General features: G+C 69.0%; 24 protein-coding genes and 1 pseudogene. 14 read left to right on the top strand and 11 right to left on the bottom strand.

Annotated elements, in window-relative coordinates; translation table 11 throughout:
- The first annotated feature begins 53 nt into the window (after positions 1 to 53).
- The gene (locus ACWD02_RS07030; RefSeq protein WP_451205412.1) at positions 54 to 905 is read left to right on the top strand and encodes a LysR family transcriptional regulator; all 852 of its coding nucleotides are present in this window, start codon (positions 54 to 56) and stop codon (positions 903 to 905) included.
- A 488-nt stretch (positions 906 to 1,393) separates the two neighbouring features.
- Here the strand turns inward: ACWD02_RS07030 and ACWD02_RS07025 are convergent, their stop codons facing one another.
- Both ACWD02_RS07025 and ACWD02_RS07020 read right to left on the bottom strand, forming a co-directional pair.
- A complete protein-coding gene (locus tag ACWD02_RS07025) occupies positions 1,394 to 1,864 on the bottom strand; it encodes a nuclear transport factor 2 family protein (protein ID WP_451205410.1) in 471 nt (156 codons plus the stop codon).
- A 256-nt stretch (positions 1,865 to 2,120) separates the two neighbouring features.
- Complete coding sequence (locus ACWD02_RS07020; protein WP_451205407.1) at positions 2,121 to 2,714, bottom strand: TetR/AcrR family transcriptional regulator; 594 nt, start codon at positions 2,712 to 2,714, stop codon at positions 2,121 to 2,123.
- 143 nt (positions 2,715 to 2,857) lie between these two features.
- Between ACWD02_RS07020 and ACWD02_RS07015 the strand changes: the two genes are divergently transcribed.
- Positions 2,858 to 3,808, top strand: coding sequence for a TIGR03620 family F420-dependent LLM class oxidoreductase (locus tag ACWD02_RS07015; RefSeq protein ID WP_451205405.1), 951 nt, complete (start codon positions 2,858 to 2,860; stop codon positions 3,806 to 3,808).
- A 336-nt stretch (positions 3,809 to 4,144) separates the two neighbouring features.
- Positions 4,145 to 6,958, top strand: coding sequence for a glycosyl hydrolase (locus ACWD02_RS07010; RefSeq protein ID WP_451205402.1), 2,814 nt, complete (start codon positions 4,145 to 4,147; stop codon positions 6,956 to 6,958).
- Positions 6,959 to 7,098: 140 nt separating this feature from the next.
- On the opposite strand, the gene ACWD02_RS07005 is transcribed toward ACWD02_RS07010, so the two are convergent.
- The gene (locus ACWD02_RS07005) at positions 7,099 to 7,545 is read right to left on the bottom strand and encodes a hypothetical protein (protein ID WP_451205399.1); all 447 of its coding nucleotides are present in this window, start codon (positions 7,543 to 7,545) and stop codon (positions 7,099 to 7,101) included.
- A 264-nt stretch (positions 7,546 to 7,809) separates the two neighbouring features.
- Here ACWD02_RS07005 and ACWD02_RS07000 point away from each other — a divergent pair, with 264 nt between their 5' ends.
- The 4 genes from ACWD02_RS07000 to ACWD02_RS06985 all read left to right on the top strand — a co-directional run bounded on the left by ACWD02_RS07000 (position 7,810) and on the right by ACWD02_RS06985 (position 10,819).
- Positions 7,810 to 8,307: an ATPase gene (locus ACWD02_RS07000; protein WP_451205396.1), complete on the top strand. Its 498-nt coding sequence runs from the start codon at positions 7,810 to 7,812 to the stop codon at positions 8,305 to 8,307.
- On the top strand, positions 8,304 to 8,645 hold the full coding sequence (locus tag ACWD02_RS06995; RefSeq protein ID WP_451205393.1) for an ArsR/SmtB family transcription factor: 342 nt from the start codon (positions 8,304 to 8,306) through the stop codon (positions 8,643 to 8,645). Before ACWD02_RS07000 ends, ACWD02_RS06995 begins: the two co-directional genes overlap by 4 nt.
- Before the next feature lie 81 nt (positions 8,646 to 8,726).
- A complete protein-coding gene (locus ACWD02_RS06990; RefSeq protein ID WP_451205389.1) occupies positions 8,727 to 9,494 on the top strand; it encodes a DUF899 family protein in 768 nt (255 codons plus the stop codon).
- A 182-nt stretch (positions 9,495 to 9,676) separates the two neighbouring features.
- Entirely contained in the window at positions 9,677 to 10,819 is a 1,143-nt protein-coding gene (locus ACWD02_RS06985) for an FAD-dependent oxidoreductase (protein ID WP_451205386.1), read from the top strand.
- Between the two features lie 44 nt (positions 10,820 to 10,863).
- Here ACWD02_RS06985 and ACWD02_RS06980 read toward each other — a convergent pair whose 3' ends face one another.
- Positions 10,864 to 11,721, bottom strand: coding sequence for a helix-turn-helix transcriptional regulator (locus ACWD02_RS06980; protein WP_451205384.1), 858 nt, complete (start codon positions 11,719 to 11,721; stop codon positions 10,864 to 10,866).
- Between the two features lie 139 nt (positions 11,722 to 11,860).
- Between ACWD02_RS06980 and ACWD02_RS06975 the strand changes: the two genes are divergently transcribed.
- The gene (locus tag ACWD02_RS06975) at positions 11,861 to 12,640 is read left to right on the top strand and encodes an NAD(P)H-dependent oxidoreductase (protein WP_451205381.1); all 780 of its coding nucleotides are present in this window, start codon (positions 11,861 to 11,863) and stop codon (positions 12,638 to 12,640) included.
- A 223-nt stretch (positions 12,641 to 12,863) separates the two neighbouring features.
- On the opposite strand, the gene ACWD02_RS06970 is transcribed toward ACWD02_RS06975, so the two are convergent.
- From ACWD02_RS06970 to ACWD02_RS06960, 3 genes and pseudogenes are all read right to left on the bottom strand, one after another.
- On the bottom strand, positions 12,864 to 13,544 hold the full coding sequence (locus ACWD02_RS06970; RefSeq protein ID WP_451205378.1) for a hypothetical protein: 681 nt from the start codon (positions 13,542 to 13,544) through the stop codon (positions 12,864 to 12,866).
- A 103-nt stretch (positions 13,545 to 13,647) separates the two neighbouring features.
- Entirely contained in the window at positions 13,648 to 14,301 is a 654-nt protein-coding gene (locus tag ACWD02_RS06965; RefSeq protein WP_451205375.1) for a hypothetical protein, read from the bottom strand.
- A 13-nt stretch (positions 14,302 to 14,314) separates the two neighbouring features.
- A pseudogene (locus ACWD02_RS06960) lies at positions 14,315 to 14,473 on the bottom strand (alpha/beta hydrolase); the annotation flags it as partial.
- Positions 14,474 to 14,949: 476 nt separating this feature from the next.
- Between ACWD02_RS06960 and ACWD02_RS06955 the strand changes: the two are divergent.
- Positions 14,950 to 16,143 (top strand): sensor histidine kinase, encoded by a 1,194-nt coding sequence (locus ACWD02_RS06955; RefSeq protein ID WP_451205875.1) that lies wholly within the window; start codon positions 14,950 to 14,952, stop codon positions 16,141 to 16,143.
- Complete coding sequence (locus ACWD02_RS06950) at positions 16,144 to 16,821, top strand: response regulator (RefSeq protein WP_451205372.1); 678 nt, start codon at positions 16,144 to 16,146, stop codon at positions 16,819 to 16,821.
- Between the two features lie 31 nt (positions 16,822 to 16,852).
- Here the strand turns inward: ACWD02_RS06950 and ACWD02_RS06945 are convergent, their stop codons facing one another.
- Positions 16,853 to 17,401: an EF-hand domain-containing protein gene (locus tag ACWD02_RS06945; RefSeq protein WP_451205369.1), complete on the bottom strand. Its 549-nt coding sequence runs from the start codon at positions 17,399 to 17,401 to the stop codon at positions 16,853 to 16,855.
- 106 nt (positions 17,402 to 17,507) lie between these two features.
- Here ACWD02_RS06945 and ACWD02_RS06940 point away from each other — a divergent pair, with 106 nt between their 5' ends.
- Complete coding sequence (locus tag ACWD02_RS06940; RefSeq protein WP_451205367.1) at positions 17,508 to 18,896, top strand: CoA transferase; 1,389 nt, start codon at positions 17,508 to 17,510, stop codon at positions 18,894 to 18,896.
- 169 nt (positions 18,897 to 19,065) lie between these two features.
- Here the strand turns inward: ACWD02_RS06940 and ACWD02_RS06935 are convergent, their stop codons facing one another.
- Positions 19,066 to 19,887 carry an MBL fold metallo-hydrolase gene (locus tag ACWD02_RS06935; RefSeq protein WP_451205364.1) on the bottom strand — a complete coding sequence of 274 codons (822 nt, stop codon included), beginning with the start codon at positions 19,885 to 19,887 and terminating at the stop codon, positions 19,066 to 19,068.
- Between the two features lie 47 nt (positions 19,888 to 19,934).
- On the opposite strand from ACWD02_RS06935, the gene ACWD02_RS06930 reads away from it, so the two are divergent.
- Positions 19,935 to 20,378 (top strand): MerR family transcriptional regulator, encoded by a 444-nt coding sequence (locus ACWD02_RS06930; protein ID WP_451205361.1) that lies wholly within the window; start codon positions 19,935 to 19,937, stop codon positions 20,376 to 20,378.
- A gap of 248 nt (positions 20,379 to 20,626) precedes the next feature.
- Positions 20,627 to 21,478 carry a lysozyme gene (locus ACWD02_RS06925; protein ID WP_451205358.1) on the top strand — a complete coding sequence of 284 codons (852 nt, stop codon included), beginning with the start codon at positions 20,627 to 20,629 and terminating at the stop codon, positions 21,476 to 21,478.
- Positions 21,479 to 21,512: 34 nt separating this feature from the next.
- Here the strand turns inward: ACWD02_RS06925 and ACWD02_RS06920 are convergent, their stop codons facing one another.
- On the bottom strand, positions 21,513 to 22,886 hold the full coding sequence (locus ACWD02_RS06920; RefSeq protein WP_451205873.1) for a hypothetical protein: 1,374 nt from the start codon (positions 22,884 to 22,886) through the stop codon (positions 21,513 to 21,515).
- A 305-nt stretch (positions 22,887 to 23,191) separates the two neighbouring features.
- Here ACWD02_RS06920 and ACWD02_RS06915 point away from each other — a divergent pair, with 305 nt between their 5' ends.
- The gene (locus ACWD02_RS06915; protein WP_451205355.1) at positions 23,192 to 24,763 is read left to right on the top strand and encodes a hypothetical protein; all 1,572 of its coding nucleotides are present in this window, start codon (positions 23,192 to 23,194) and stop codon (positions 24,761 to 24,763) included.
- Here the strand turns inward: ACWD02_RS06915 and ACWD02_RS06910 are convergent.
- Complete coding sequence (locus ACWD02_RS06910; RefSeq protein ID WP_451205353.1) at positions 24,753 to 25,991, bottom strand: PucR family transcriptional regulator; 1,239 nt, start codon at positions 25,989 to 25,991, stop codon at positions 24,753 to 24,755. The genes ACWD02_RS06915 and ACWD02_RS06910 overlap by 11 nt on opposite strands.
- Between the last annotated feature and the right edge of the window lie 694 nt (positions 25,992 to 26,685).

Raw genomic sequence — 26,685 nt, 5'->3', positions numbered from 1 at the left:
CGGTGTCCAAGACCCATCTCACGGCGCCCATACCCGGTGGGTATCGTTGCAGCGTGGAGCTACGAACCCTGCGCTACTTCGTTGCTGTCGCCGAGGAACGTCACTTCGGCCGGGCCGCCACCCGACTGCACATGAGTCAGCCGCCGTTGAGCCGGGCGATCAAGCAGTTGGAGGCCGACGTCGGGGCCCTGCTCCTCGATCGCTCGCCCACCGGCGTCACGCTCACGTCGGTGGGCATGGTGCTGCTCGACGAGGCGCGGGCTCTACTGCACCATGCCGAGCGAGTCCGTGCACGCGTAGGCGCGGCGGCCGGCGCCGCGACCATCACCGTCGGCATCCTGGGCGACGGCACCGACCCGGGAGTGAGCAGGCTGGCCGCCGCCTACCGCCGAAGCCATCCCGGCATCGACATCCGCATCCGCGACACCGACCTGACCGACCCGACGTGCGGGCTGCGCGCCGGACTGGTCGACATCGCCCTGACCCGCGCGCCGTTCGACGAGTCCGCCCTGACGGTTCGCGCGCTACGGGCCGATCCGGTCGGTGCGGTTCTGCGCGCCGACGATCCGCTGGCCCGCCGCGACCAGTTGCGGCTTGCTGAGCTGAGCGAGCGCCGTTGGTTCCAGTTCCCGCCGGGCACCGACCCCATCTGGCAGTCGTACTGGAACGGCGGCACGCCGCGTGAGGGTCCAGTCGTGCGAGCCGTGCAGGAATGCCTGCAGGCCGTGCTGTGGAGCGGCACGGTCGGCCTGGCCCCGCTCGGACACGACCTGCCCGCGGAGTTGGCCGTGGTCCCGCTGGTCGACATGGTGCCGAGCCGGGTCGTCGCGGTGTGGAACAAGGGTGACACCAACCCGCTGATCCGATCCTTCGTCGAGACCGCGACAGCCGCGTACCGCCCCTGAGTACCGGTAAGCAGTGCTGCCGCTTCCCGTGCAGAATGCGAACGGTGACGCCCAATCCGCGCATCCCGTGGAGATGGCCGAAACGGAAGGGGCGCTCCGAGATGTCGGTGGCGGGCATTGAGTATCTGTGCCCGGGGAAGGCTGCCGGTAGCCGACGGCATCGAGGCCCAGCCGAGCGCGACTGCGATGCCATCGGCCCTCAACTCCCGTAGCGCGCCTCGGTGCTCCCGCGGCGCCGGCCGCTACGGTCGAGGCGGGACCGGCCGTAGGGGAGCTAGTGCGGCCGGTACTGCCCGCCTCAGTCTCCCGCTGTCAGATTCCGGTGGCCTATGCATTCCTGACCGGCTTCGCGCGGGCACGGTACGGACGGTGCTGCGGCTCCAGGTGCGTCTCCAGGTGTGGCCCGCACGACTCCGAGCCTCAGGACCCTGCCGCCTTCCCGCCGAACCGCCAAGACCTTGCGCCGGGCCCAGGGGTGGAATGGTCGGTCAGTCGGCGTACACCGGCGTGAGGTCGATGTAGATGCGCCACTCCTGTGCCTTGTCACCGTGGAAGGTGAGGATGTCGGCATTGGGCACCGTGACCTGCTTGCCGTCCTTCCGGGTGTAGGTGACCTCGGTCTGGACGATGACGGTGTTGCCCATCTCCCAGGTGCGCAGCAGACGGTGTGAGAGTCCGGCGATGGTGGCGAAGAAGTCGGCGACGCCCTGCCGTACCGCCTGGCGGCCGATCAGTTCAGGGCTGTTGGCGAAGCGGAACACCACGTCCTTGGTGAGGTGAGCGACGAACTTGCCCGGGTCGAAGGTGTCGATGTCCCGGAAGATGCGTGCGACGTCACGGTGCTTCTCCGTTGCGCGGGATCGGGGTACGGCGAGTCCTGCAGCGCCGTCGTCCTGTTTTTCGATGCTGGTGTCGCTGCCGTGACTCGGTGTCGAGGGATGGTCGCCGGTGCGGTCCACGGTGTTCTCCTCCGGCCGAAGGATTGACTGGCCAACTCCCGTTACAGGTAGGGGAGTTGCACAAGCATCCCAAGAATGACCGGTCGGTGCGACCTGAACGGCGACCGGACGGGGATTGCCCGAAAAGGGGCTGCCGGGCTCCCCACCCGGTCCTCGCCGACGTGACCGCGATGCCCGCGACACCCGCGATGCCCGCGACGCCCGTACGAGCTGACACGCACCGGCCGGCCCCTCGCGCGTGCGGAGCAGGCGGCTTTCACTTGCCCCGGTGCGGTTTCCCGTATACGGCGTCGAGCACCAGGGCCAGCAGCCGCTCGGACTGTTCGGGGTCCGGGCGGTGGGCCGTGGACAGCGCAACTCCGACGACGAGTTGCACCAAGTCGTCGGCGGCCAGGTCGACGCGAGCCGCGCCCTGCTGCTGAGCCCGCGTGAGCAGAGCAGTCGCCGCGTCCAGGATCTGTTGATGACAGTCGAGGCTCAGCGCGCCGGGTTCGTCGATCATCAAAGCGCTCCCCATGCCGTGGTTGGCGCGGGCATGGGCCAGGAACGCGCGCAGCCATTGAGCCAGGGCGTCGTCGGCGGAGTCCGAGCCGAGCAGCACTTCCGCCTGCTCGCACAGTGTCTCGACCCGGTCTCTGAGTACGGCGGTGAGCAGGGCCGAACGGTTCGGGAAGTGCCGGTAGAGAGTCCCGGGCCCCACTCCGGCGCGGCGGGCGATCTCGTTGAGAGACGCTCCGGGGCCGGATTCGGCGAACACTTCCCACGCCGTGGCAACAAGGCGTTCCCGGTTGAGTCGTGCGTCGGTGCGCCGCGGTGGCTGAGCGGAGGTACGGCTGTCCTTGGGCCTCATCGTCGTGGCCTCCTGCCCTTCGTCATCTTCCGCATCCTCCGCATGTTCCACTTCTCCACGGTATAGCCAAGCGGAGAACCTCTCCGTATCGTAGCGGACGCTTACCGGAGAGGTTCTCCGGAATGTCGGCGTGAGGAGCGCAAATGCCGGACGGCACACGAAGCGAGCTCGGCCAGGTCGGGATCTGGACCTTTGCCTATGAAGGACAGCCCGCCGGGGTTGTGCGTGAATCGGCCGCGGAGTTGGAGGAGTTGGGGTACGGAGCCATCTGGTTCGGGGAATCGTTCGGCCGCGACACCGTGGGCCAGGCGTGGCTGCTGTTGTCGGCGACGCGTCGCATCTCCGTCGCATCCGGTATCGCCAATATCGCCTTCCGCGACCCGATCGCCACCGCAACCGCGGCGCGCACGCTCGGCGAGGCCTTCCCCGGGCGTTATGTACTCGGCCTCGGCGGGCACCGGGTCGACGACACCGTGCATCACCTGGACGGCTATCCCATGCCGGCCCGTGGCAGAGCGGTGACCACGATGCGCACCTATCTGGAAGCCATGGACGCCGTGCCCGCCCATGGCCCGATACCCGACCCGGCTCCGCGCCGCGTGCTGGCCGCCCTCGGCCCGAAGATGCTTGCGCTGGCCGCCGAACACGCCTGGGGGGCGCACCCGTATTTCGTGCCGGTCGAGCACACCGCGCGGGCACGTCAGATCATGGGGCCGCACGCGTTTCTCGGGGTCGAGCAGGCCGTCGTACTGGACACCGACCTCGGCCGGGCGCGGGAGGTGGCCACGGCACACGTCGCCGCGTACGTCTCCACTGCGGCGCACCAGGAGGCGAACGTGCGGCGGCTCGGTTTCGGCGACGAGGACATCGTCGGCGGACCCAGCCGCCGGCTGGTGGATGCGATCGTGGCCTACGGGGACACGGGCGCGATCCGCCGACGCGTTCAACAGCATCTCGACGCCGGAGCCGACCACGTGTGCCTGCAGGTACTGACCGCCGACCCTGCGGCTCTGCCGGAGCGCGAATGGCGCGAGCTCGCCCCAGCTCTTGTGCCCCGTCAGCTCGGGAAGACCGCTTCACCCAGGCAGCCTTGACCATGGGAGCCGCAGGCGCGCTCGTCACCAACTGAGCGAAGCCGCCACCCATGCTGACCCGGTACGCGTGATCAACGCGTTGCGCGCCGGCGGCTGAGCAACTTGCCGGACAGGATGTGGCGAGACGCGGCAATGCGCGGCCGGACGTGGCCTCCGGGAAGCCTGGAGGCCACACCTATGTGGCGTCATCTCATGTACTCAACGTTTCACCGCGTGATCGTCAACTCCCATTTCTGTCACGGATATTGACACCCTCCCTTCGGGAGTCCTACGTTCACCGCGCCTGAGAGCGCTCTCAGCAGGCCGTCCGGTCAAGACTTCGAGGAGCTGCCTCCCATGCCCACCAACCGCCGCGCGTCCCGCGTGTGGCCACCCCTCAGACGCACCGTCGCCGGCCTCGCCTCGGCCGCGCTCGCCGCCACCGGCCTGGTCGCCCTCGCGGCCGCGCCCGCCTCCGCTGCCACCGTCCCGGTCGGCTCCGGCAGCTACTCCGACACCCGCCCCGCAGGCACCGTCGGTCCCACCAACAACGTCGGCGGCGCCGTCACCCCCAAGGTCACCGCCGCCGCCAAGGACAAGCCCGTACCCACCAACGACTGGTGGTCCTCGCTCGCCTTCCAGCGCTACCCGGACAATCCGTACTCCACCCCGATGTACGGCCACCCCCTCACCTACCAGGCGGCCTCAGGCGGCCTCGATGTCGGCTACCCGACCTCGGCCGCGGTCGTCGGCGACGGCCGCCAGTACGAGTACGCGCACAAGAGGGATCTCACCCTCGGTCTCACCGGCCTCAACTCGCCCGACACCAAAGCCGATTCCTGGTCCGACTGGACCGTCACCCCCTACTGGTCCGACGGCACCCGAACCCTGCGCACCACCATCGGCCACGGCCTGCCCTTCGTCTACGCCACCGGGTCCGGCGGCGACGCCCGCGTCACCACCGCCAACGCGCCCACCGTCTTCTCCGACCAGGGCAACGTCATCGGCATCACCGTCGGCGGTCACCACTACGCGCTCTTCGCCCCCTCCGGCACCGACTGGACCATCTCCGGCTCCACCCTCACCGCGCCCCTGACCTCGGCGAAGAACTACTTCTCCGTCGCCGTCCTGCCCTCGACCGGCGACCTCGCCACATTCAAGAAGTACGCGTACTCCTTCGTCACCGGCTCGAAGGTCTCCTGGTCCTCGACGGCATCCGGCCAGACCAAGGCCACCTATGCCCTGGAAACCACCCCGAAGGAGGGCACCGAGACCGGCACCCTCCAGGCGCTCTACCGCCACCAGTGGCAGGCCACCGACTCCGCGCTGACCAACCTCACCTACGTCTCCCCGCGCGGCACGATGAAGGTCCGCGAGGGCACCTCCTTCTCCACCACCCAGAAAGCGTCCCCGGTCCTGCCGACGCTGCCGTCCGTCTCCGCCGTGGACAAGGCCCGCCTCACCGGCTACCTCAACGATGTCGCGAACGCCGCCGATCCGTTCAACGGCGCGACCGACACGTACTGGACGGGCAAGGCTCTTGGCCGGCTCGCCCAACTGGTCCCCGTTGCCGACCAGATAGGGCAGACCGGCACCCGTGACAAGCTGATCGGCCTGCTGAAGGGCAAGCTCCAGGCGTGGTTCACGGCAGGGGGTGGACACGAGTTCAGCTATGACAAGGACTGGCGGACCCTGATCGGCTACCCGGCCTCGTACGGCAGCGACGCCGAGCTGAACGACCATCACTTCCACTACGGCTACTACATCTACGCCGCTGCCATCGTCGCCCAGTACGACCAGGCCTGGGCCGCCGACTCCGCCTGGGGCGGCATGGTCAAGACGCTGATCCGCGACACCGCCAACCCCTCCCGCACCGACTCCGCCTACCCCTTCCTGCGTGGCTTCGACGTCTACGCCGGCCACAGCTGGGCCTCCGGCCACCAGGGCTTCGCCGCGGGCAACAACCAGGAGTCGTCCTCCGAGTCCACCCAGCTCAGCGCCGCGCTCGTCCTGTGGGGCTCGGCCACCGGCGACGCCTCACTGCGCGACCTCGGCTCTCACCTCCTGACCACCGAGTCCGAAGCGATCGCCCAGTACTGGTTCGACGCCGACGAGCAGGTCTTCCCCTCCGGCTTCGGCCACGACACGGTCGGCATGGTCTGGGGCAGCGGCGGCGCCTACTCCACCTGGTGGACCGCCAACCCCGAGGAGATCCACGGCATCAACGCACTGCCCATCACCTCCGGTTCTTCCCTGCACCTGGCCGCCCACCCGGCCGCCATCAAGCGCAACCTCGCCGAGATGGAACGCGAGAACGGGGGACCGGCCGTCGAATGGCGCGACATCCTGTGGGAGTTCCAGTCCCTCGCCGATCCCGCCGCCGCGAAGTCCAAGTGGGACGCGGGCAACGGCTCCTACACCCCTGAGGCCGGCGAGTCCAAGGCCCACACCTACCACTGGCTCACCACCCTGGACGCACTCGGCGCCCCCACCCCCTCGGTGACCGGCTCCATCCCCACCTCCGCCGTCTTCACCAAGGGCACCACCCGTACCTACGCCGCCCACAACTACACCTCCTCGTCCGTCACCGTCACCTTCTCCGACGGAGGCAAGCTGAACGTCCCGGCCCGCTCCACGGCCACCGGCAACGGCACCGCCCCCGAGGAACCGGAGGAGCCCACCGACCCGCCCACAGGCAACACCTTCCGCCTCTCCACCGGCGGTGCCCTCACCACTTCCACCTCGACCACCGCGGGCTCCGACACCATCGCCTCCGCCGGCGGCGCCAACCACGACGGCAGCCCGCACCAGCCCCTCACCTACGTCATCAAGAACGTCAACGGCAAGGTCAAGTCCGGGAGTTCGACCAGCTTCCGGCTCCAGGTCGACGCGGGAACGACCGTCGCCCTCGGCCAGCAAGCCCGCGTTTCCTACGACCTGACGGGCGACGGGACCTACGACCGCGTGGAGACCTACCAATACTTCGCGAGCGACCCGGTCGCCGGCTGGGAGGAGTACACCCAGGCCAAGGGCCAAAAGTCCGCCACCGGCAGCCTCGGTGAACTGAAGGGCGGCAGCGTCCGCCTGGAGGTCTGGAACGCCATCGGCAGCGGTACGGCGAAGCTGAAGACGGGGGCCGCGGACACCGTGGTGGTCATTCCCTACGAGTAGCGACGGGAAGGAACAGCCGAACCCGTAGATGGAGCCGCCGGACCCGCGGGAGTGATGCGGGTCCGGCGGCTTCGGCCGTCGAGCGGGGGTGTGGCCGACGTGGCGTAGGCGCGCCTACCTGTGTGGGTGCCCTTACGTGATCAGCTCTCGATGGGTACGGGTGCCGCGTGGAGCGACAGACCGGTGAGGTAGAGACCGTCGCCGCTGAGCCGAAGCGTCGGGGGCAGGCTGTCACCGAGGGCATCCGAGACCTCGGCGGTCGGGTAGCCGAAGAGGTTGATGTCGCGGAGGACAACTGGGCAGGCGGACGGCCCCGCGAGCGTGAAGGGGTCGCGGGCGAGGTTGATGCCGGCCAGGCCAGGGGAGCTCTGACGTCCGTCGCGGCGGTCAGTGGTGTCCCCGTATGCCTCGAGCGTCAGGCCCTGGTATTGCGCGCTGAAGGCCCACCGGGCGCCGCAGACCCAGCCATCGCGAACGTCCGCGATGGTGGCGACGGCCCATTGGGCGGTGCGCTCCTCCATGCCGAAGCGGAGGGTGCCGGCGCAACCAGGGAGCCGGAGACCGACCTCGGGGAACAATTCGAACATGCGGAGATGGTCCCAATGAGGGGCACTGCGCCACAAGCCGCGGAGCCGGGCCCAGAAGGGTGACGCGGCACTACTGCAACCCGTGGGTTGCAGTAGTGTGCGCCGATGTGCAATGGTTGGGTTGCAGGACGCGCAGACAGCCTCGTCGGGCCAGGCGGTGAGCGCCCGGTGGCGGACTTCGCCCTCCGGGCGGGGCCCACCGACACCCCTGGTCGCCCCGAACCTCCGATGCCCGGACTGACCCGAGAAGATGGGAAGGCAGCCATGAACGACACCACCTACACCGACACCGAACTCACCGAGCTCGACCGGATCGCGCGGCAGATCGACATCGACGCCCCGGCGGAGCGGGTCTGGGAGTTGGTTGCACGCCCCGGATGGTTCGTCAACGACGGTGCGGTCGACGCCGACCCGGACCTGCGGGACGAGGGCGACGTGACCGTCGTGTGCCATCCGACGCTGGGCGAGTGCCGGTTCAGGACCGTGACGCTGGACAAGCCGCGGTACGCCGCGTTCCGCTGGATCGGCACCCCCTTCCGGGATGAGTCGACTCCCTCGACACTCGTGGAGTTCTGGATCGACGAGCGGGACGGAGGCGGGGTGACGCTGCGCGTCGTCGAGAGCGGATTCTCCGGCCTCGCCGATGACCCGGCCACGTGGCTGAAGGAACGCGAGGGCAACGACAAGGGCTGGCTCACCGAACTGCAGGCCGCCAAGGTCTTCGTCGAGCACTCCGCGCCGATCCCGACGGCGCAGCCGTGACGGTCGCCCTCCCCGTCATGTGTGCCGCGCTGGGCGATCCGATGCGCTGGCAGATCCTCACCCGGCTCGGTGAAGGCCCGATGTCGGCATCCGCGCTGGCCAGGGTGCTGCCGGTGAGCCGACAGGCGATCGGCAAGCACCTGGAGGTGCTGCGCGAAGTTGGCCTGGTCGAGTCCGAGCAGCGCGGGCGAGAGGTCGTCCACCTCGCTGTCGGCGCCCGGCTCGGCGCGCTGGCCCGGGAACTGGACCGAATAGGCCGCTCATGGGACACCCGCCTGCTGCGGGTCAAGGAACTGGCGGAGCGCCCCGGCCCGGACGCTCCAGAAGCCTCCGCCTGACGGGAGGCGAACGAGGCCTCACGACTGGGGCCTCAAGACTCAGGCCTCATGTCTGATGGCTTACGACGATGGGACACGATCGTGACCGAGCACGAAAGCAGGAGGGAGGGCCCCGACCGTGCGCCGGCGCTGCCGCCGGTGACCGACCGGGCCGCCTTCCAGGCCGAACTGGACGCACTGCGGGCCCGCGAGAAGGCGCACACCCGGGAAGGCGACGCGATCGCCGCAACTCGGCGCCGCCTGCCCATGGTCGAGGTACCCGCCGACCTCGAAGTGACCGGACCGGACGGGCCCGTCACGCTGCTCGATGCGTTCGAAGGCCGCAGGCAGCTCATCGCCTACTACTTCATGTGGCACGAGGGCCACGACGCGGCCGGGCAGTGCGAGGGCTGCACCTGGGTGACCACCCAGGTGCAGGAGCTGTCCTTCCTCCACTCCCGCGACATCACCTACGCGGTCTTCTGTCAGGGCCCGTATGAGGAAAGCCGCCGCTATCAGGAGTTCATGGGCTGGGAGGTGCCGTGGTACTCGGCCTTCCCGTCGCGGGATGAGCTCCTGGTCGGACGCCATGCCGGAATGATGCATCTGGTCTGCTATCTGCGGGATGGCGACCGTGTCTACGAGACGTACTGGACGACGCTGCGAGGCGTGGAGGAGATGGACTACAGCTACGCGCTCATGGACCTCACCGTGTACGGACGACAGGAGCTGTGGGAGGACTCGCCCCCGGGCTGGCCGCAGGAAAAGGACGTACCCCCTGCCCAGCCCCTGCGGAGCAACGGGCGCCCCATTCCCCAGTGGTCCCGCGTCAAGGCCGGGCGTCCCGACGACCTCACGCCCGGACCGTGACGGCGACTTTCGTGACCGCCGATCCGTGATGCGTGGCCACGCCTGACCCTCACGTGTCTGCTGCTGGTCACGTGAGGGTTTGGCGCAGGAAGGTCCCAAGGCCCCGCTGCACCGGAGAAAATGGAACCGTCGGCATGCGACAGTGCGCATATCCAGCGCCTGACGATCGAGATGTGATCCACATGCCCTCTCCGCGCATCGCCGTCATCGGAACGGGAACCATCGGTGCCCAGACGCTCTGGCAACTCGCCAGGCTCGGCGCCGACGTGACCGGCTACGAACTCTTCAGCCCCGGTCACTCACGTGGAGCCGCCGGCGGCGAGACCAGACTGTTCCGCCATATCGACGTGGAACACCTGGAGTACCTGCCCATCACCGGGCGGTCGGACCTCATATGGCATGAGCTCGAAGAGGAATCCGGGCGCACGCTGCGCAACCTGACCGGCGCCCTCGCCATCGGCAGCACCGCCAGCCCCGCAACGCACACCGCGCTCGAGAGCGCAGCCCTGCTCGGCGACCGCGCCGAGGTGCTCACTCGCGAGGAGGCACAGCTCCGCTTCCCGCAGTACCGGCTGCACGAGGACGAGATCGCCGTCCTCGACAAGGGGGCCGGCATCATCTTCCCCGAACGCACCGTGCGTACCGCCGCGGATGCGGCCATCGCACGCGGCGCGCGGATCCTGCGCGAATGCCGTGTCACCGCCATCGACCAAGTCGGCGGCCAGGTCGACATCGTGGCGGGCAACGGCACGGAACGCTACGACCGGGTCGTCGTCGCGGCAGGCGCATGGACTGCCGCCCTCCTGCCGGACATGGCCCCCTACCTCGCGACGCGGCGCCTCATCTCCTCGTGGTACCTGCCCAGGGCAGGCAGCACACTCGATGGGATGCTCCCCTACTTGCGTACCGAACCCCACTACTCGTACGGGCTGCCGACCGCGGACGGCCTGGCCATGAAGCTCGGCGTGGGATTTCGTGACCACCTGCCCGTCGAGTCCCCGGACACCGCCCCTCCGCGCATCGCCGACGAGGACCTCGAGCCGATCCGCGCGGTCGTCCGCGACCTCTTCCCGATGCTGGATGACTACCCGATGCGTGCCCAGGCCTACTTCGAGGCCTACACGCACTCACGCATCGAGTTCATGCGCGAACACCCCGGCATGCCCTCGGTCTTCGTCTGCGCCGGGTTCTCCGGCAAGGGATTCAAGAACGCACCGGTCTTCGGCGAGGCCGCCGCACGAGCGGTCCTGGATCTGCCGCCGATGGACGACAGCATGGCGTTCATCCTCGACGCCGATCATCTCTCCCGCCCGGTATCCGTCTGAGCGTCTGAGTTAGTCGTGAGCGCCGTTACTCGTGAGCGTCGGTGTTAGTCGCGGATCTGCGCGTTCGTCGTGGGAAACGTGTCGCCGCTGTTCGCGCCCGTTGTGCCAAGCCCCGCCAGCAGGCGCAGCCCGTCCGCGGCGGGGCTGTCGTCAGCCGCGGTCAGCACCAGCAGCTCCATGCCTGATGCGTCGGGCAGTGCGAAGTTCTCCTGGTGCAACTCCAGGAGTCCGACCAGCGGGTGCCGGTACACCTTGCGGCCATGTGTGCGGGCCCGCACGTCCGCGCGGGCCCAGAGGCGACGGAAGCGCTCGCTGCCCATCGCCAGCTCGCCGATGAGCGAGGCCAGGCGGGGGTCCTCGGGGTATTTGCCGGCGGCCAGGCGCAGGTGTCCGACCACGTCGAGGGTGCAGCTCTCCCATTCCGCGTAGAGGCCGCGCTCGGCCTCCTCGAGGAAGATGTGCCGGGCGGTGTTCAGGCCCGGCAGCGGCCGGCCGAACAGGAGCCCGGCCAGGCGGTTGCCGGCGAGCACGTCAAGGCGATGGTCCATGATCAGCGCGGGTGCGTCGGCGACGAGGTCGAGGACGCGCAGGATCTCCGGACGGACCCGACCGCCCGGCGCCTTCGCGCGCCGGCGGCGCTGCCGGGCGAGCCGCAGGAGATGCCCTCGTTCGGTCTCGTCGAGGCCCAGGACGCGGGCGAGCGCGTCGAGGACCTGCTCGGAGGGCTGGGTCGCGCGGCCCTGCTCCAGGCGCACGTAGTAATCGACGCTGACTCCAGAGAGGTGCGCGACCTCTTCGCGGCGCAGCCCCGCGACCCGGCGGCGGCTGTCGGTGGGGATGCCGACCGCCTTCGGGTCGACCCTCGAACGCCGGGTCCGCAGGAAGCTCGCCAGATCGTCCATGCCTTCCAGTATGGCCTCGGCGTCGCCGGTGAAGGTGGTACTGCCGTTACCAGGAAGTCCCGTCCGACGGAAGCGGCGCCCCTGAACGCCGTGCGCCGCGGTGTCCAGAATCTAAGGCATCCGATCCGAAGGAGTTCTCATGAAGACGCTGATCGTCTACGCCCACCCGGAGCCGAAGTCGCTCAACGGCTCGCTGAAGGACCTCGCGGTATCCACATTGGAGAACGCCGGGCACGAGGTGCGGGTGAGCGACCTGTACGCGATGGGCTGGAAGGCGGTCGTGGACGCCGCGGATTACGGCTCCCACGGCTCAAGTCCGCTGAAAGTCGCGCGGGATTCGGGCCGGGCCTTCGATGCCGGGGCACTCACCCCGGACGTCCGCGGCGAGCAGGAGAAGCTGCTGTGGGCCGACACGATCATCTTCCAGTTCCCGCTGTGGTGGTACACGATGCCCGCGATCCTCAAGGGCTGGGTGGACCGGGTGTTCACCTTCCACTTCGCCTACGGCGTCGGTGAGCACAGCGACACCAAGTACGGCGAGCGCTTCGGCGAGGGAACCCTCGCGGGCCGCAGGGCCCTGCTGTCGGTGACTGCCGGCGGCCCGGAATCGCACTACGCCGCCCGCGGGATCAACGGCCCCATCGACGATCTGCTCTTCCCGATCCAGCACGGCATCCTCTACTACCCCGGCATCGAGGTGCTGCCGCCGTTCGTGCTGTACGGCACCGACCGGCTGACCGACGAGGAGTACCCCTACGTCGCCAAGGCCTGGGAACAGCGCCTGCTCACCCTGGAGTCGACCGACCCGATCGCGTTCCGGAAGCAGAACTTCGGTGACTACGAGATACCTTCGCTGCACCTGAAGGAAGGACTGGAGCCTGCGGGGCGCAGGGGTTTCGGGCTGCATCAACGGGGCTGAGCGCCGGTGACGGACAAATGAACTGGGCGCGAAACGAGCTTCGGGGGATCGGGCCGTGGGTCGAAGATCAGTATCTCGGCGCCACGGGAGATGGCTGGGTCAAGGGCCCAGCCTTCGCTGCCTGCGCTCTGCACGATGAATGCCCGGTCACCGGCGTGGCCGATGCGCCCGGTGTAGGGATCTGACCGTGGTGGGGGGGGCCGAACGGGCTGGGGCGGGGGAGTCAGTGGTCGAGGCTGGGTTGGCGGAGCAGGTGCTTGTGCAGGTCGCTGTGGGTGTCGCCCGTCTCGATGCGCAGCCATGTCCCGTCGTTGAAGGTCATGAGCAGCATGCGTGTCTCGTACTCGTAGGGGAAGGGGTCGATCAGGCTGGCCTCTTGGGGAGTCAGCCGGGCGATGACCTTCAGGTGCTTTTCCCGGTTCATGACGGCGCGCACCGGGGGAGCGGCGAGGGTGATGCCGTCCTTGGTGAGGAGGACCAGGCGCGCGTCGCAGGTGGAGTGGGTGTACCAGCGCAGCAGGAACTGCCCCGCTCGTCCATGCCAGTTGCCGTCGAAGACGCGGTCGAGTCCTTGCTCGACGATGAGGGCCTCACGCCGCTTGTTGTCGGCTTGCTTCTCCCGGCGCCGCTCCCTCTCTCTCTTGGTGGAGAGGGCCCGTATGACGGCCTGTTCTGCGCCCGACAGTAGGGACAACAGGAATGCGATCAGCATGAACGGTGCGATGAGCACGGTGCCGAGCATTTCCAGGAGGGGCATCCGTCCCGGCCGGAGCCGCGGTGACCCGGCCGCCTGGAGTACGTCGGCGGGGGGTGCGGGAATCTTGTCGAGCGTGCACCATTCCGCGGCCTCGGCCTGGATGCCCAAACGGTCGCAGATCACGCGTTGTTGGCCCCTGGATGCCACGTCAGGCGCTCCTTATCAGCTTTGGTGAACAGGATGATGCGTGGTGAGGCTATCCGGTACCGGGTGAGGTGAGACATTTTCGGGACGGGCAGCGCAGATCAGTTCAGCCCACCCCACCGTCGAGCAGCCAGTGGTAGCGCAGCCGCAGTGCCCGCTCCGTGCTGGCCGCCGCGGTGCCGACACCGATCGCGATGTTGAGCCAGGTCGGCAGATGCACGGGAGAGGTGAAAGTCCCGACGCGCCGGGCGATGGGCTCCACCTCAGTGAGGGGTTCGACGAGATGCACGCACAGGAGTGCCAGGGCGATGACGAGCATGATCGACGAGAGGAAGCCGATCGCGCGGCTCAGCGCGGGGTGTGCGGCGTCGAGATACGCACGGCGTCCTTCGGCGGAGGCGCGGTCCGGGGTGAGTTGGTGCTCGGTCCCCGTGGCGGTGACGTAGTGGCAGCGCTTGAGCCCGAAGCCGCTGCCTTTCACCTCGATGGTGCCGCCCGGGACGGGGAAGTAGGCAGGGAGCTTGGATAGGGCGTGCTGCCTGCTATCGCGGTACAGGTGGGCTTCGACTTCGCCGGTCGACCTGTTCCCCGCATGCTTGACGTCGACGGCGTACAGCGTCTGGCGGCCGTCCTCGTGGGTGAGGCGGAGGTAGAACAGTGCGCGGAATGTCATCTGCCACCAGCGGAAGCGCTTCAGTGGGCGCCCGTCCCCGGGCTTGACCCGCCGTGCGGACCGGTGGAGCCGCCACTTCTTCAACATGACGGGCCTCCCGTTATTCGTTCGGCTCGGCCGCGCAGGCGAGGTCCCGGGTCGGGCGCTCCCTGCTGGTCAGGAAAGCCGTCACCGCGCTGTTCGCGCACGTGTTGCGGCCGAAGGGATAGACACCATGGCCGCCCTGGTCGGCGGTCACCATCGTGGCGCGTTTCCCGAACGTGCAATTCGAGATGGGGCGCGGCGACGTCCTGCGGGCAGGGGCCCCACCGGACGGTATCCGGTGGCGTCGCCGCGGACGACACGCTCGGCGAGGCGGTCGCCGCCATCGTGGTGCCGACGAGGGCAAGGGGCAGGTATCTGCGCATCTGATGTTCTCCTGAAGGGTGCGTGAGGGGCGCCGGGCGGTTGCGCCGTCCGGAGGTGTGGCCAACCGCCGGACGCCATGGCAACGAGGCACCATCCCGACCGCCTCAAGTGCGTGAAACCGGCCTTACGCTTCGCGTCGCTCCGTCTCGTGTCCCGCTGACCGGCAACGTGAACGAGTCTGTCCGCGCGGCGTATCCGCCACATCCACCCGGCGGCTCGCACCTTCTTGGACCCCGGGCGAGACGGCTATTCAACTTTGGTCTAGGGCAGATCAGCCCTTGGTCTGACTCACTGGCCGCACGCGTTGGCGACAATGGCCGGGTGAACATGTACCTCGCGCCCCGGCTCGGGTGGTGGCAGCAGACCTGGCGGCTGGCGGCAGCCGCGGCAGTGGGGGTCCCGGCCTGGCTCTACACCGGTGTGGTGCTGCACCGGCAGGGCGATGAAACGGGCTTCTGGTTCCACGTCGGAGATCCACTGGTGGCTCTCGGCTGCATGGCGGCGCTTGTATGGCGTCGGCGTTTCCCGCTCGCCGTCGCCATGACGGCGGCGATCGCCTCGACCGTGTCGACGCTGGCCGCCGGTGCCGCGCTCGCGGCGCTCGGCTCGATCGCCACCCGGCGTCGTCCGGTGGAGATCGGGGCGGTCGTGCTGGCCTACGTGACCGCGGCACAGTTCACCGTCGGGGTGTATCCGGTGCAGAGCCCGCCCGGTACGTGGTGGATCCAGCTCACCATGCCCGCACTGACCGCGGGCATCGCGGTGGCGGTGGGCATGGCCATCGGCGCGCGCCGTGTGGAGGTGCGGTCCTTGCGGGCCCGGGCGGAGAGCGCGGAGCGGGAACAGACCGCACGAGCGGCACAGACACGGGCTCTGGAACGCAACCGGATCGCCCGCGAGATGCACGACGTACTCGCGCACCGGATCTCCCTGGTGGCCATGCAGGCCGGAGTGCTCGATCACCGCCGCGACCTCAGCGCCGAGGAGAATCGGGTGCTGGTGCGCGGCATCGCCGAGGGCTCCCACCAAGCCCTGGAGGAACTACGGGATGTCCTGGGCGTACTCCGGGCCGGACCGGGTCACCCGGAACCACCACAACCCTCCCTGGACCGGATCCCCGACCTGGTCGCCGAAGCCCGCTCATCCGGACTGGACGCCACGCTCACCACCACCGTGACGGGAACACCGTCCGACGTCGTGGGACGCACCTGCTACCGGGTCGTCCAAGAAGGACTGACCAACGCCGCCAAACACGCTCCCGGCGCCCCCGTACGGATCACACTCGAAGGATCAGCGGGCCAGCAACTCGACATCAGCATCCGTAATGCCCGGGCCAGGGCCATATCCGCGGCGACCACAGGAGTCGGGTCGCGGCCGGCGTCGGGGTTCGGACTGCTCGGCCTCACCGAACGGGTGGGTCTCGCCGGTGGAAGTCTCGACCATCACCCCACACCCGACCACGGATACGTCCTCACCGCGCACCTACCTTGGCCGAAGGCCACCCACGAAAAGAGAACCTGAGTGGACAGCGAGCGGCAGCCAGTGCGTGTCGTCATCGTCGACGACGAACAGCTGGTGCGCATGGCGCTGCGGCTGGTCATCGACGGCGAACCCGATTTGACCGTCGTCGCGGAGGCCGCCGACGGGAACGCCGCGATCACCGTGGTGGACGAGCAGCGCCCGGACGTCGTGCTGATGGACGTGCGGATGCCCGGACGTGACGGCCTCAGCGCGACCCGCGAACTCCTCACCCGCGCGATGCCGCCCCGGGTGCTGATGCTGACGACCTTCGACTCCGACGATCTGGTGCTCGGCGCGCTGCGCGCCGGGGCACTGGGGTTCGTCCTCAAGGACACTCGGCCGCAGCAGATCCTGGATGCGGTGAGGACCGTCGCGGACGGGGAACCCGTGCTGTCGCCGGCGGCCGCGTCACGGGTGATCGCCGCAGCCACCGGGCCACAGTCGGCTCACGTTCGCGCATCGTCCCGCGACGCCGCACGGGCAAAGCTGTCGGCCTTGACCGAACGAGAACGCGAAACGGCACGGGCCATCGCGGACGGCCTGGGCAACCCGGAGATCGCGCAGCGGCTGCACATCAGCGTCGCGACCGTCAAGGCACACACAGGCAACCTGTTCGCCAAGCTGGCGGTCGAGAACCGGGTGCAAATCGCGCTCCTGGTCCGCGACGCGGAGGAATGATCCCGTTCCCGCGGGGGCAGACGCCCTTCCCTTACGTGAGACGGCCGAATATGTGGTTGGCCGGCGATTTGGGATCGTTGCCGTAGAAGAACTCGGAGACGGCTTTGTGGTACTCGCTCCGCGACAGGGCTCCGGAGGAGTCGAGGTCGAGCGCGTTGAACACATCGGCGCACTCGGCGTCGGGGGCCCGCCCCGTACTTCCGAAGATGTGGGTGAACTCGGTGCGGCTGAGTGCGCCGTCGCCGTCGGCGTCGGCCAGGTCGAAGAAGCGGTCGGCGACCGGCGCGAGTTCCTCGGGGTAACGAGCACGGTCGGTGAAGGCGGCGGCGAATGCCTGGGTGAGTTCCGCCGAGGTCACCCTGTCGTCCTTGTCCGCGTCGGCGGGGGCGATCACGGACTCCCAGAACTCCTGCATGGTGTCGTACATCTGCTGTGCCTGAGGTGAGTCGGGGGAGAGGCCCCTGGCCTGGACGTAGCGTTCGCTCATCATGACGACGTCCTGCCGCGTTATCGCGCTGTCGCCGTCGACGTCTGCGGCGCTGAACCACCGCTCGTACTTGCGTACACGCAGTTCGGTCATAGGCGCACGGTAGATGCGCGTCAGAGGTTCGACCAGGTCTATTCCCGGCCGTCGAACATGTGGCGCACCCTTTCCCGTAGGTGGGCCTCAGTGCCACAGTGCGAGTATGCATGCTCCGATCATGTCCGGGACCTCGCAGGCTTGGGCGGCACTGGGTGGCGATCCGTCGCTGCTGGACGGGGTGTCTTACGGCGGTGCGTCCGGCGGGCTGCCGGCGCGGCTGCCCGTCATGGAGCTGGCTCGGGCCAGTGTGGCGGCGTGCTCGTTGGCGGCAGCTGAGCTCGTTTCCCTGCGCGCGGGGCACCCCGTGCCCCGTGTGCGGGTCGATGACGAGGCGGTCGCGGCGGCGTTCCTCAGCGACCGATTCGTGCGGGTCGACGGGGAGGCGTGGCCGACCTTCTCGCCGCTGTCCCGATTCTGGCGTGCGGCCGACGGATGGGTGCGTACACACGCCAACTACCCGCACCACCGAACCCGATTGCTCGCCGCTCTCGGGGTGCCGGGGGGTGCCGGCGAGGAGGCAGTGGACGCGGTGGCCCGGGTGATCGCGGGGCGTATCGCACTTGAGTTGGAGGAGAGCGTGTACGCGGCGGGTGGCTTGGCCGTCGCGGCACGAGGCCCCGAGGACTGGGCCAAGAGCGAGCAGGGGGTCATGGCTGCGGGGCAGCCCTTGCTGACGACTGCGCGCATCGACGAAACCCCGGAGCGGATACCCGGCGGTGCCGCACTGCCGTGCGCGGGGCTGCGCGTCCTGGATCTGACCCGGGTGCTGGCCGGACCGGTCGCCACCCGCACGCTGGCGCTGCTCGGCGCTGACGTGCTGCGGATCGACGCCCCACAACTGCCGGAACAGCAGGAGGCCCACAACGACACAGGGATGGGGAAACGCTCGACCACCCTGGACCTTGCAGAGGCCACTGACCGTAGGGTGTTCGAAGAACTGCTCGATGCGGCGGACGTGCTGGTCACCGGCTACCGGCCGGGCGCGCTGGAACGGTTCGGACTGACGCCCGAGGCGCTCGCCGAGCGCCGTCCGGGACTCGTGATCGCCCAACTCTCCGCGTGGGGCCGCTACGGGCCGTGGCACGAGCGGCGCGGCTTCGACAGCCTGGTCCAGGTGGCCACCGGCATTGCCGAGCTGGAGGGTTCGCCCGACTCGCCCGGCGTGCTGCCCGCCCAGGCGCTCGACCACGGCACCGGCTATCTGCTCGCGGCCGGGGTGCTGCGCGCGCTCACCGAGCAGCACCGAACAGGCGGCACCCGGCTGGTCCGCCTGGCCCTGACACAGACCGCGCACTGGCTGGTCCACGACCTCAAACCCGCTCCGGGCGAGGACGAGGGCTTCGACGCCGAGCACCGGCTGACCGAGACCGACAGCCCCATGGGCCGACTGCGGCACGCACTGCCGCCCATCTCGTACGAGGGGGGCCCGGCGAACTGGGCGCGCCCGCCGGGCCTGTGGGGGACGGACGCCCCGGTCTGGGACCGCGCTTGACCCATCCTGTCGGGGGGGCCGTGCGCCCGTTACGCCGATGTAGTCGCGTCATGGCCGCCGGGACCAGCCGCCGTCGCGGCTCGCGCATGGACTGCGACTCTCGTGCCGTACGTGGCGCCGGGCCGCCCTGTCGGATGGTCCCGGTGGTGGGGCAGGGAAGCCGTGGGCTCTATGGGGCCGTCGGCCCTCCGCCCTCCACGTAGCGGGCGAACTCCCACGGGTCATGTGCCGAGAAGACCTCGACCTGGTCACCGTGCTCACGGATCAGCTCTCGCAACCGGGCCTGGGTCCCCAGCCGCAGATCGGGCGCGACCTGAGAAAGGGTCTGCACGGGGTCGAGCACGGGATGCACTTCCTTTTGGGCACCCAGTTCGCGGTGGTAGTAGTAGGCGTCACCGCAGTGGAGAAGCCAGCGTTCGCCGTCGTGCACGGCGACACCGGTGTGTCCCTCGGAGTGACCGCCGAGCGGGACAAGCTTGATCTCCTCCGGCAGCCCCTTCGCCTGCAATGCCGTGAAGCCGTACCACTGCTCATCGGACTCGGGGCCGTAGGGAACCCAGCGAGGTTCGTGGGACCAGTGGGCCGCCCGATAGCGGAGACTGGGCGACTGAGCGTGCGCTGCGCTCAGTTCCGAGGCGAGCAGATGGACGTGGGCATCGGGAAAGTCGGGGAGCCCGCCGCTGTGGTCGACGTCCAGGTGGGTGACGATGATGTGGCGGACGTCGGACGGGGTGTAACCCAGCCGGGCGATCTGCCGGACGGCTGTTTCCGCCTCGTCGAGCGCGGGCTGGGCCATGGTGACCCAGTCGTCGCCGAGCGTGCCCGCCGGGTCCCGGACGTCGCCGAGGCCCAGCCCCGTCTCGATCAGGACCAGGCCGTCGGTGTCGGTCTCCACCAGCAGGCAGTGGTTGACGGCGGGCGCGGGCTGCGGGCCCTCGTAGGTTGCTTCGATCGTGCGGACCGAGCCGCAGTTCAAGTGCTGAATTCTCATGTCGCCTAGACTGCGACTTGAACCGCGCTTCAAGTCAAGGAGCTTTGATGAGCGTTGCGTTGCTGGACATCGCCGAAGTCGCTGAGCGCTCCGGGCTCGCGCCCTCCGCCCTGCGGTTCTACGAGAAGAAGGGGCTGATCGCCGCGGCGGGCCGCAACGGCCTGCGCCGTACCTACCGGCCCGACGTCCTGGACCGGTTGGCGCTGATCACCTGCGCTCGCAGCGCCGGACTCTCCATCGCCGAGATCGGTCGCTTCCTCGTGGCGGGGCCCTCCGACGACGACCTGCGCGACCGAATGGCCGCCAGAGCCCGCGCCCTGGACGAGCAGGTCGGCCAGCTCACGCGCCTTCGTGACAGCCTGCGCCACGCGGCAACCTGCGACCACGAACCGATCGTCGACTGCCCCGACTTCAAGCGCGCCGTCGGCAACGTGGCCGCCCCCATACCGGCATCGCCGCCGCCCTCGCCCGCTCGGCACGGGAGTCAGTGACGTGCCGGGCAGGGGCCGTGGGCGCTTGCGTGAGGGCAGCATGCGGGCGGCCATCCGCCGTTATGGGGTGCTGATCCAAGGACCCGATCGCCTGGTCACCTTCGGTCATCGACATCACGGTCCTCTGGAGCCGAGAGGCACGGCATCGTAGGGCGTTTCAGGTGACGTGAGTCGCGCTCCCCGCGCGCCCCTCAGTGGATGGCACCTGCCGCCATGCAGGCTGAGCGTGCCCCCTGAGGAGGAGTCTCATGTCCGTGTCTGTGCCCGCCCGTACACCTCGCCGGATGTTCACTGCCCTCACCGCCGTGGGTGGCGGCGTCTGCGCTCTTGCTCTGCTCCTGCCTGGTACGGCAGGCGCCGCCCCTTCAGCGCCCGAGCCCACCCACCCCGAAGATGACTTCGCCGGCTCCCAGATCCTCAAGCATGAGGGACCGGCAACGACCAGGAGCGGCGTGGGACTCACCGCCGCCGCGGGAACAACCGAAGGCGTGGACGTCAGCAGTCATCAGCGCAAGGTCGCATGGTCCACGCTGCGCAAGTCCGGCGTGAGGTTCGCCTACATCAAGGCCACGGAGTCCAAGAGTTACAAGAACCCGTACTTCACCCAGCAGTACAACGGGTCATACAACGCAGGCATGATCCGGGGTGCCTACCACTTCGCCCTCCCCAACACCTCCAGCGGTGCTACCCAGGCCCGCTATTTCCTCGCTCACGGCGGTGGCTGGTCCAAGGACGGCAAGACCCTTCCCGGTGCGCTGGACATGGAGTACAACCCCTACGGAGCCACCTGTTACGGACTGACCAAGCAGGGCATGGTCAACTGGGTCAGGGACTTCTTCAGGACCTACAAGGCCAAGACCGGCCGGGACGTCGTCCTGTACACCTCCACGAACTGGTGGAAGACCTGCACCGGCAACAGCTCCGCGTTCAGCAAGACCAATCCGCTGTGGGTGCCGCGCTACGGTTCGTCCGTCGGAGCCCTGCCCGGCGGCTGGAAGTACCAGACCATCTGGCAGTACACCTCAAAGGGTCCGACCGTCGGCGACCACGACCGGTTCAACGGGAACCTGGACCGCGTGCGAGCCCTGGCGAACGGCTGACGGACGGCCTCCCCGGTCGACCATGTGCGGAGACCTACCGGGCAGCGATACCGACGCCGTCGATCCGGCTCCACGTCCTCTCCTGCCGAGCCGTCATGGAAGGCCACTTCAAGCCGTTGGGCCGGGGCTCGACCCGTGAGGCGTAGGGGGCAGGAGTGAAGGCCGGATCGTAGAAGCAGCCGGTCCCGTAGGTGCGATCGAATGCCGGGCAGGACGCAGCGACGCTCCCCGCACTGGGCTTCTTGCCGGTGCGGACCCAACTGTCGAGTGCGGCAATGGAGTTGGCGTACTCAGAGGTGCTCAGCCCACTGTGTTCGCTCTCCTTGGTGTACGTCTGCACCAGGTACCGGCTTCGGTGCGCACCGGCGAGGGACGCGCGGTAGGCCGCCTCGTGTTCCACGAAAACGGTCGGGTCGTCGATGGCATGCATCGTCAGGACGGGAACCGACACCTTCCCGGTGAGGTCGCTGTCGTAAGACAGATCGCGTACGGCGGTCGGGTCCGCGCGGAACCGTGCCACGCCGGCGTTGAGGGCCTTGTCGTCGTGGGATCCGGAGTACCGCACCCCCGCGTTGCTGAACGGATTGCGGCCACCGAGGCGGTTGTGCACGATGTCGCGGAAAGTGAACGTCGCAAAGCGCAGGTGCGACTCCAGGGTGCGCTCCGGGACCCCGGTCACTGCCAGGATGTCGTGCAGGTTGCGCTGCTGCAGTGCGGTTCGTTCCTCGGGGGGCGAGGTGAATCCGGTGCACTCCTGCAGCCGGGCGCGCAGGCCCGCGTTCGTCATCGACGACCCTGCGCGCAGGCCTTCCCACAGTGGGTACTGCGGCTCACTCGGGCGGGGATGGTTGCGGCAGTAGTACTGGTAGACCGCGCGCAGGTCGACGCGGTAGTCGTAGCCACGTGATCCTCCTGCCAAAAGACCGTTGGTCAGCAGGGCTCCGTCGTAGGGGCCGTGCTTGGAGGCGTAGGTCTCGACCACCTTGGCGGCGACGCCCCCGCCCCAGGACTGGCCGTGCACATAGGTGCGCTTCGGCTTCCCGAACTTGTGCACGAACAGGCGCCGTACGTTTTCCGTGTCCGCGGCGGCCATCCGGGTGCCATACCCGCCGCGACGATACGACGAGCCGGCCCAGGCATAGCCTTCCTTGACCATCACCGCCCAACGCTCCAGGTCGCCGGCGCTGCGCTCGGGGTCGGAGCCGTCGCCGAGATCAGGACCGCCGTGGGCATGGACGACGAGCGAGCCCTTCCAGTTCCGCGGGACGGCGATGGAGTAGTACGCGCCGTTGGCGTCCTGACCGGAGTAACAGGTCGCCTTGCCCTCCAAATCCGCAGGACAGGCGGCCTGGTGGGGGCGGCCCGGCTCGGCGTGGGCACTGGGTGTGGCGGTGAGTGTGCCGGCCACGACGACGCCGACGAGGCCGGCGACGAGTGCCGCACGTTGCTGTCTGCCGGTGCGCGGCCGTGGGGGGTGGGACAGCAACGATCGCAAGCTCTTCAAGACGCGGCTCCTTGTCCTGTCGCGACGCGTGGTGCGCCGCGGGGAGGATGCTAGGGACCGGGTGGATCCGATAGCTACGCCTTGGTCGTTTCGGTCATAGTGTTCGGCTTGCGGGACTCGGGCCACGGCCAGGATGGGCGTGGCTGCAGGGTGCAGGCTGCTGCAGAGTCATACGTTTGCCGGGGATCTTCGAACGATACGCTCCTGCGGTGCACCTCATACCCGATGACCCGTTCCCCGAGATCGGCCACCCGTTCACGACCGACGTGAGCGCGGACGGCCGCTGGATCGCCGTCAGTTGTCACGCGAGCGGCCGCGCCGGTCGGGGGCGGGTCGCCGTCTACCGGACGAGCGATCTCGCCTTGTGGGACCAGATCGTGCTGGCGCAGGGCATCGAGGGCCTCGCCTTTCACCCCGTCCTGCCCCTGCTTGCCGTGGGCACGGAGGAGGGCGACGAGTTCGAACTCCGGGGCGGACTGCACCTTTATGAGGTGGAGACCCGGCGCCGTACCGACGTGGCTGTCGCCGGGGCCGGCGTCACCGCTCTGGGCTGGCGGGACGCGCGCTGCCTGGAGGTGACGTTCGCTCGGCCGGTCATCGACTACGACGACCCGGGCGTGACGTACACGCGATCCGCCGTCGAGCACGACAACTGGCACGGCGTGAGCGCTGACGTGCTCGCGGCACAGGTCTCCTGGCCGCAGAGGCCGGTGGAAGTCGACTGGAGCAGCATCAAGGGGCCGGGCATCGACCAGCCGCAGCGCTACCTCGCCGCCGTCGCCGCCGACCAGGGCCGCACCTGGACCCGGCGGACCGCAACGTCCCTGGTGGAGGTGCTGGGGGACGGCCGGATGCTGGTCTCATCATGGAGCGGCGCCCTGGTGGAGTGCTGGTCGCCGCACGGTGTCCTGCAGTGGACCGTGCCGGTGCCTGATGACGCGTTTCAGCGCAACGGCTGTCGCTGGTACGTCACCCCGGACCAGGAGAGCGTGTGGGCCACCGTCCTGGAGGGCGACAGCAGTAACCGGCGCACCCTGCTGCGCCGGTTCGCCCTCGCCGACGGCACTCAACTCGCCGAACTGCGCCTCGACTTCCCCGTCGCCATCGCCGCGCGCTCGGATGGTGCCTGGGTGGCCAGGGACTCCCGGGAACTGTTCCCCGGACCGAACTGGCCGCCAAGTGAGAGCGTGGTGCTCACGCCGTCCGGGCGACAGCTGGCCACCCTGGCTCTGGGGGAGAGCGGCACTTCCTTCGAATTTCCGGTACGACGCTCGCCCCATCTGCTCTTCCTCTACGGCGTCGGCGCCGCGGAGGTCAGGACGGAACTGCTGGAGAAGTGGGTGGTGCGGGCGGACCCCGGCGGGATCGAGCGGCTGTTCCCGCTCGCCTGGGACGACACCCTTGGCCCCGTCCTGCGCGGCGGGCCCGCCGTGTACGTCGACGACGAGGCCGGGCCGGGGATCGTCCACACCTGCACGTCGCGCGAGGGCACCCACCTCGTACGCCGCGCCTACCCGGACGGCGCGGTGGTCTGGGCCCACCGATTCGACGTACAGGTCACCGCAGTCGACGTCCATGACGGTCTCCTGCACGCCGTGACGGGGGCCGGGGCCTGCGAGCTGCTCACGTTGCGGGCAGCGGACGGCACGGTGGTGCGGCGCCGCACGCTCACCCTTGGCGGGCACGACTACACCCCGACGTGCCTGAGCGCCGGTCCGGACGGCGACCTGGTGATCGGCACGGTGGAGGGGCGGCTGATCAGGACGGGGGTCAGCCCGTGACGGGCGGGGCCGGCCGGTGAGCCGTGGCACTGCGCCGGGAGCGCAACTCCAGGGCACGCAGGACCAGTTCGGTGGCGAACCGGTCGTCCGGTGAGCCCAGCAGGTCACCGAAGACCTTCTCCAGGTTGCGCAGGCGGTAGCGGACCGTCTGCGGGTGCAGGTGGAGCGCGTCGGCCATCTGCAGGACATTTCCGCGGGTGTCGAGCCACGCGCGCAGGGTGCTGATGAGCCGGTCGCGCTGATTGGCCGTCAGGCCCGCCAGAGGGGCGAGCTGCTGCTTGGCGAGCGCCGAGATCAGGCCGGGGTCGGCGAAGAGGGAAAGGGCCACCAGATGGTCCGCGCAGTGTATGTAGGGGGCGCTTTCCAGGACGCCCGCCTCGGCGAGACTCAGGGCTCTTCGGGCCCAGCGCAAGGATTCCGCCGCGTCAGCCAGCGGGACGGTCAGGCCCACGGCCGCGCGCAGGGTGTGCGGGGCCGCGTCCATGAAAGCGCGGCGGTGCTCGTCGACGGCCCCGGGGATGAGGGCGTGCGGCAGCGAGGAGCTCAGGTCGACCAGGACGTCCTCGGCGATGGCGCCCCGGTCGGGCCGGCCGTCCGTGCTGAACGCGATCGGTGTGACCTCGTCGGGCAGCTGCCACTTGGCGCGCTCGGCCAGTTCGACGAGGGTTGCCCGGGGGACGGACACGTCCGACAGGAGGTGTTTCAGGAGCCGCTGGCGCTGGATGTCCTGGCCCTGTTCCATCTCTGACTTGGCCTCTTGGTAGCCCTCGCGGGAGACTTCCATGAGGTTGTCCACGTAGGCCAGCAGGGCGTCGGCGAAGGAGAGCATCAGACCGGCCGGCAGGTTGAGCCGCCGCAGCACGCCCTTGGCGCGGTTGAGGGCGAGCCGGGCGCCGAGCCGGAAGATGGCCTGCATGGTGTCCAGGCTGCGGCCCTCATAGGCCTCGAAACGGCCGAACATGCGGCACACCTTGTCGCGTTGCACGGTGGAGGTGTCCGGGGCGGCGACCTGATCCACGAAGCTCGTCAGGTTGTGCTCGACGATAAGATGCACGGCCCGGGAATAGGGGCCGTCGAGAACTTCCGCGTACTCGGGGTAGGAACGGTGGATCTCCTCGATGACTTCCTGGATGAGTCCGGGCAGTTCTGGGCGCATGATCGCGGCGAACTCGCGGGGGAGGGCGGACACTGGATGTCCCGCGTCCCCCGCCCTTAATGCAGTAGTCATGGAACTCCCCTTACTCCGCCCGTGATCGAAACCGCTGACCGGCAGTGCCCGGGGGTGCATTCGGCTCCTGACGACCCCGGTGGTCGCCGGCTGACGGCGGGTCATAAGTGATCTTGGCGCTGTGGAACCCCTGGCACGGTAGACCATGGACAGCCGGTGTGCACCCTGCTCTCCACTCCCTTTCGGACAACCCCGTTCCGCTGGTGACGTGTTCAGGGCGCCCTGCCCCAGTGAGGCCCGTCAAGAGGTCGGCAGCGGAGTGCTCACCGCTGGATGAACCTCTTTCGCATGTTGTTGTCAGGGTGACAAAAGCGGGTGCCCGACTCCGGGTGTGTTCTCGTGCGGAGACGTGAGCGCGGCCTTCGTCAAGAGGCCGGGCGCGGAGTACTCATCTCTGGACGAAGGCGCTCTCGGATTTGCTGTGCCAGGGACAAGGAAATGCCTGGTGTTTTTGGTCCGGGGTGCTTTTCCATTTCGGCCGTTGCGCCGTTCAGTTACTCGTGCGTAAGGTCCGATTCGAAAGTCGAACAGGAAGCGGATCGGGCTTTATTGGACGGTATTGCCCGGTGCCTGCTTCGGTCCTCCGGGTGCGGATGCCCCTTCGCGCCAGTGGTACCGGCTCCCTCCCCGGACCACGTGGGGACCACTCCACCGGACCCCGCGGCGGCCCTCCCGCCGCGGGGTCCGCCCTCTG

The sequence above is a fragment of the Streptomyces sp. NPDC002853 genome, from assembly GCF_053591915.1.
This window is presented reverse-complemented; position numbering and strand designations above follow the sequence as displayed.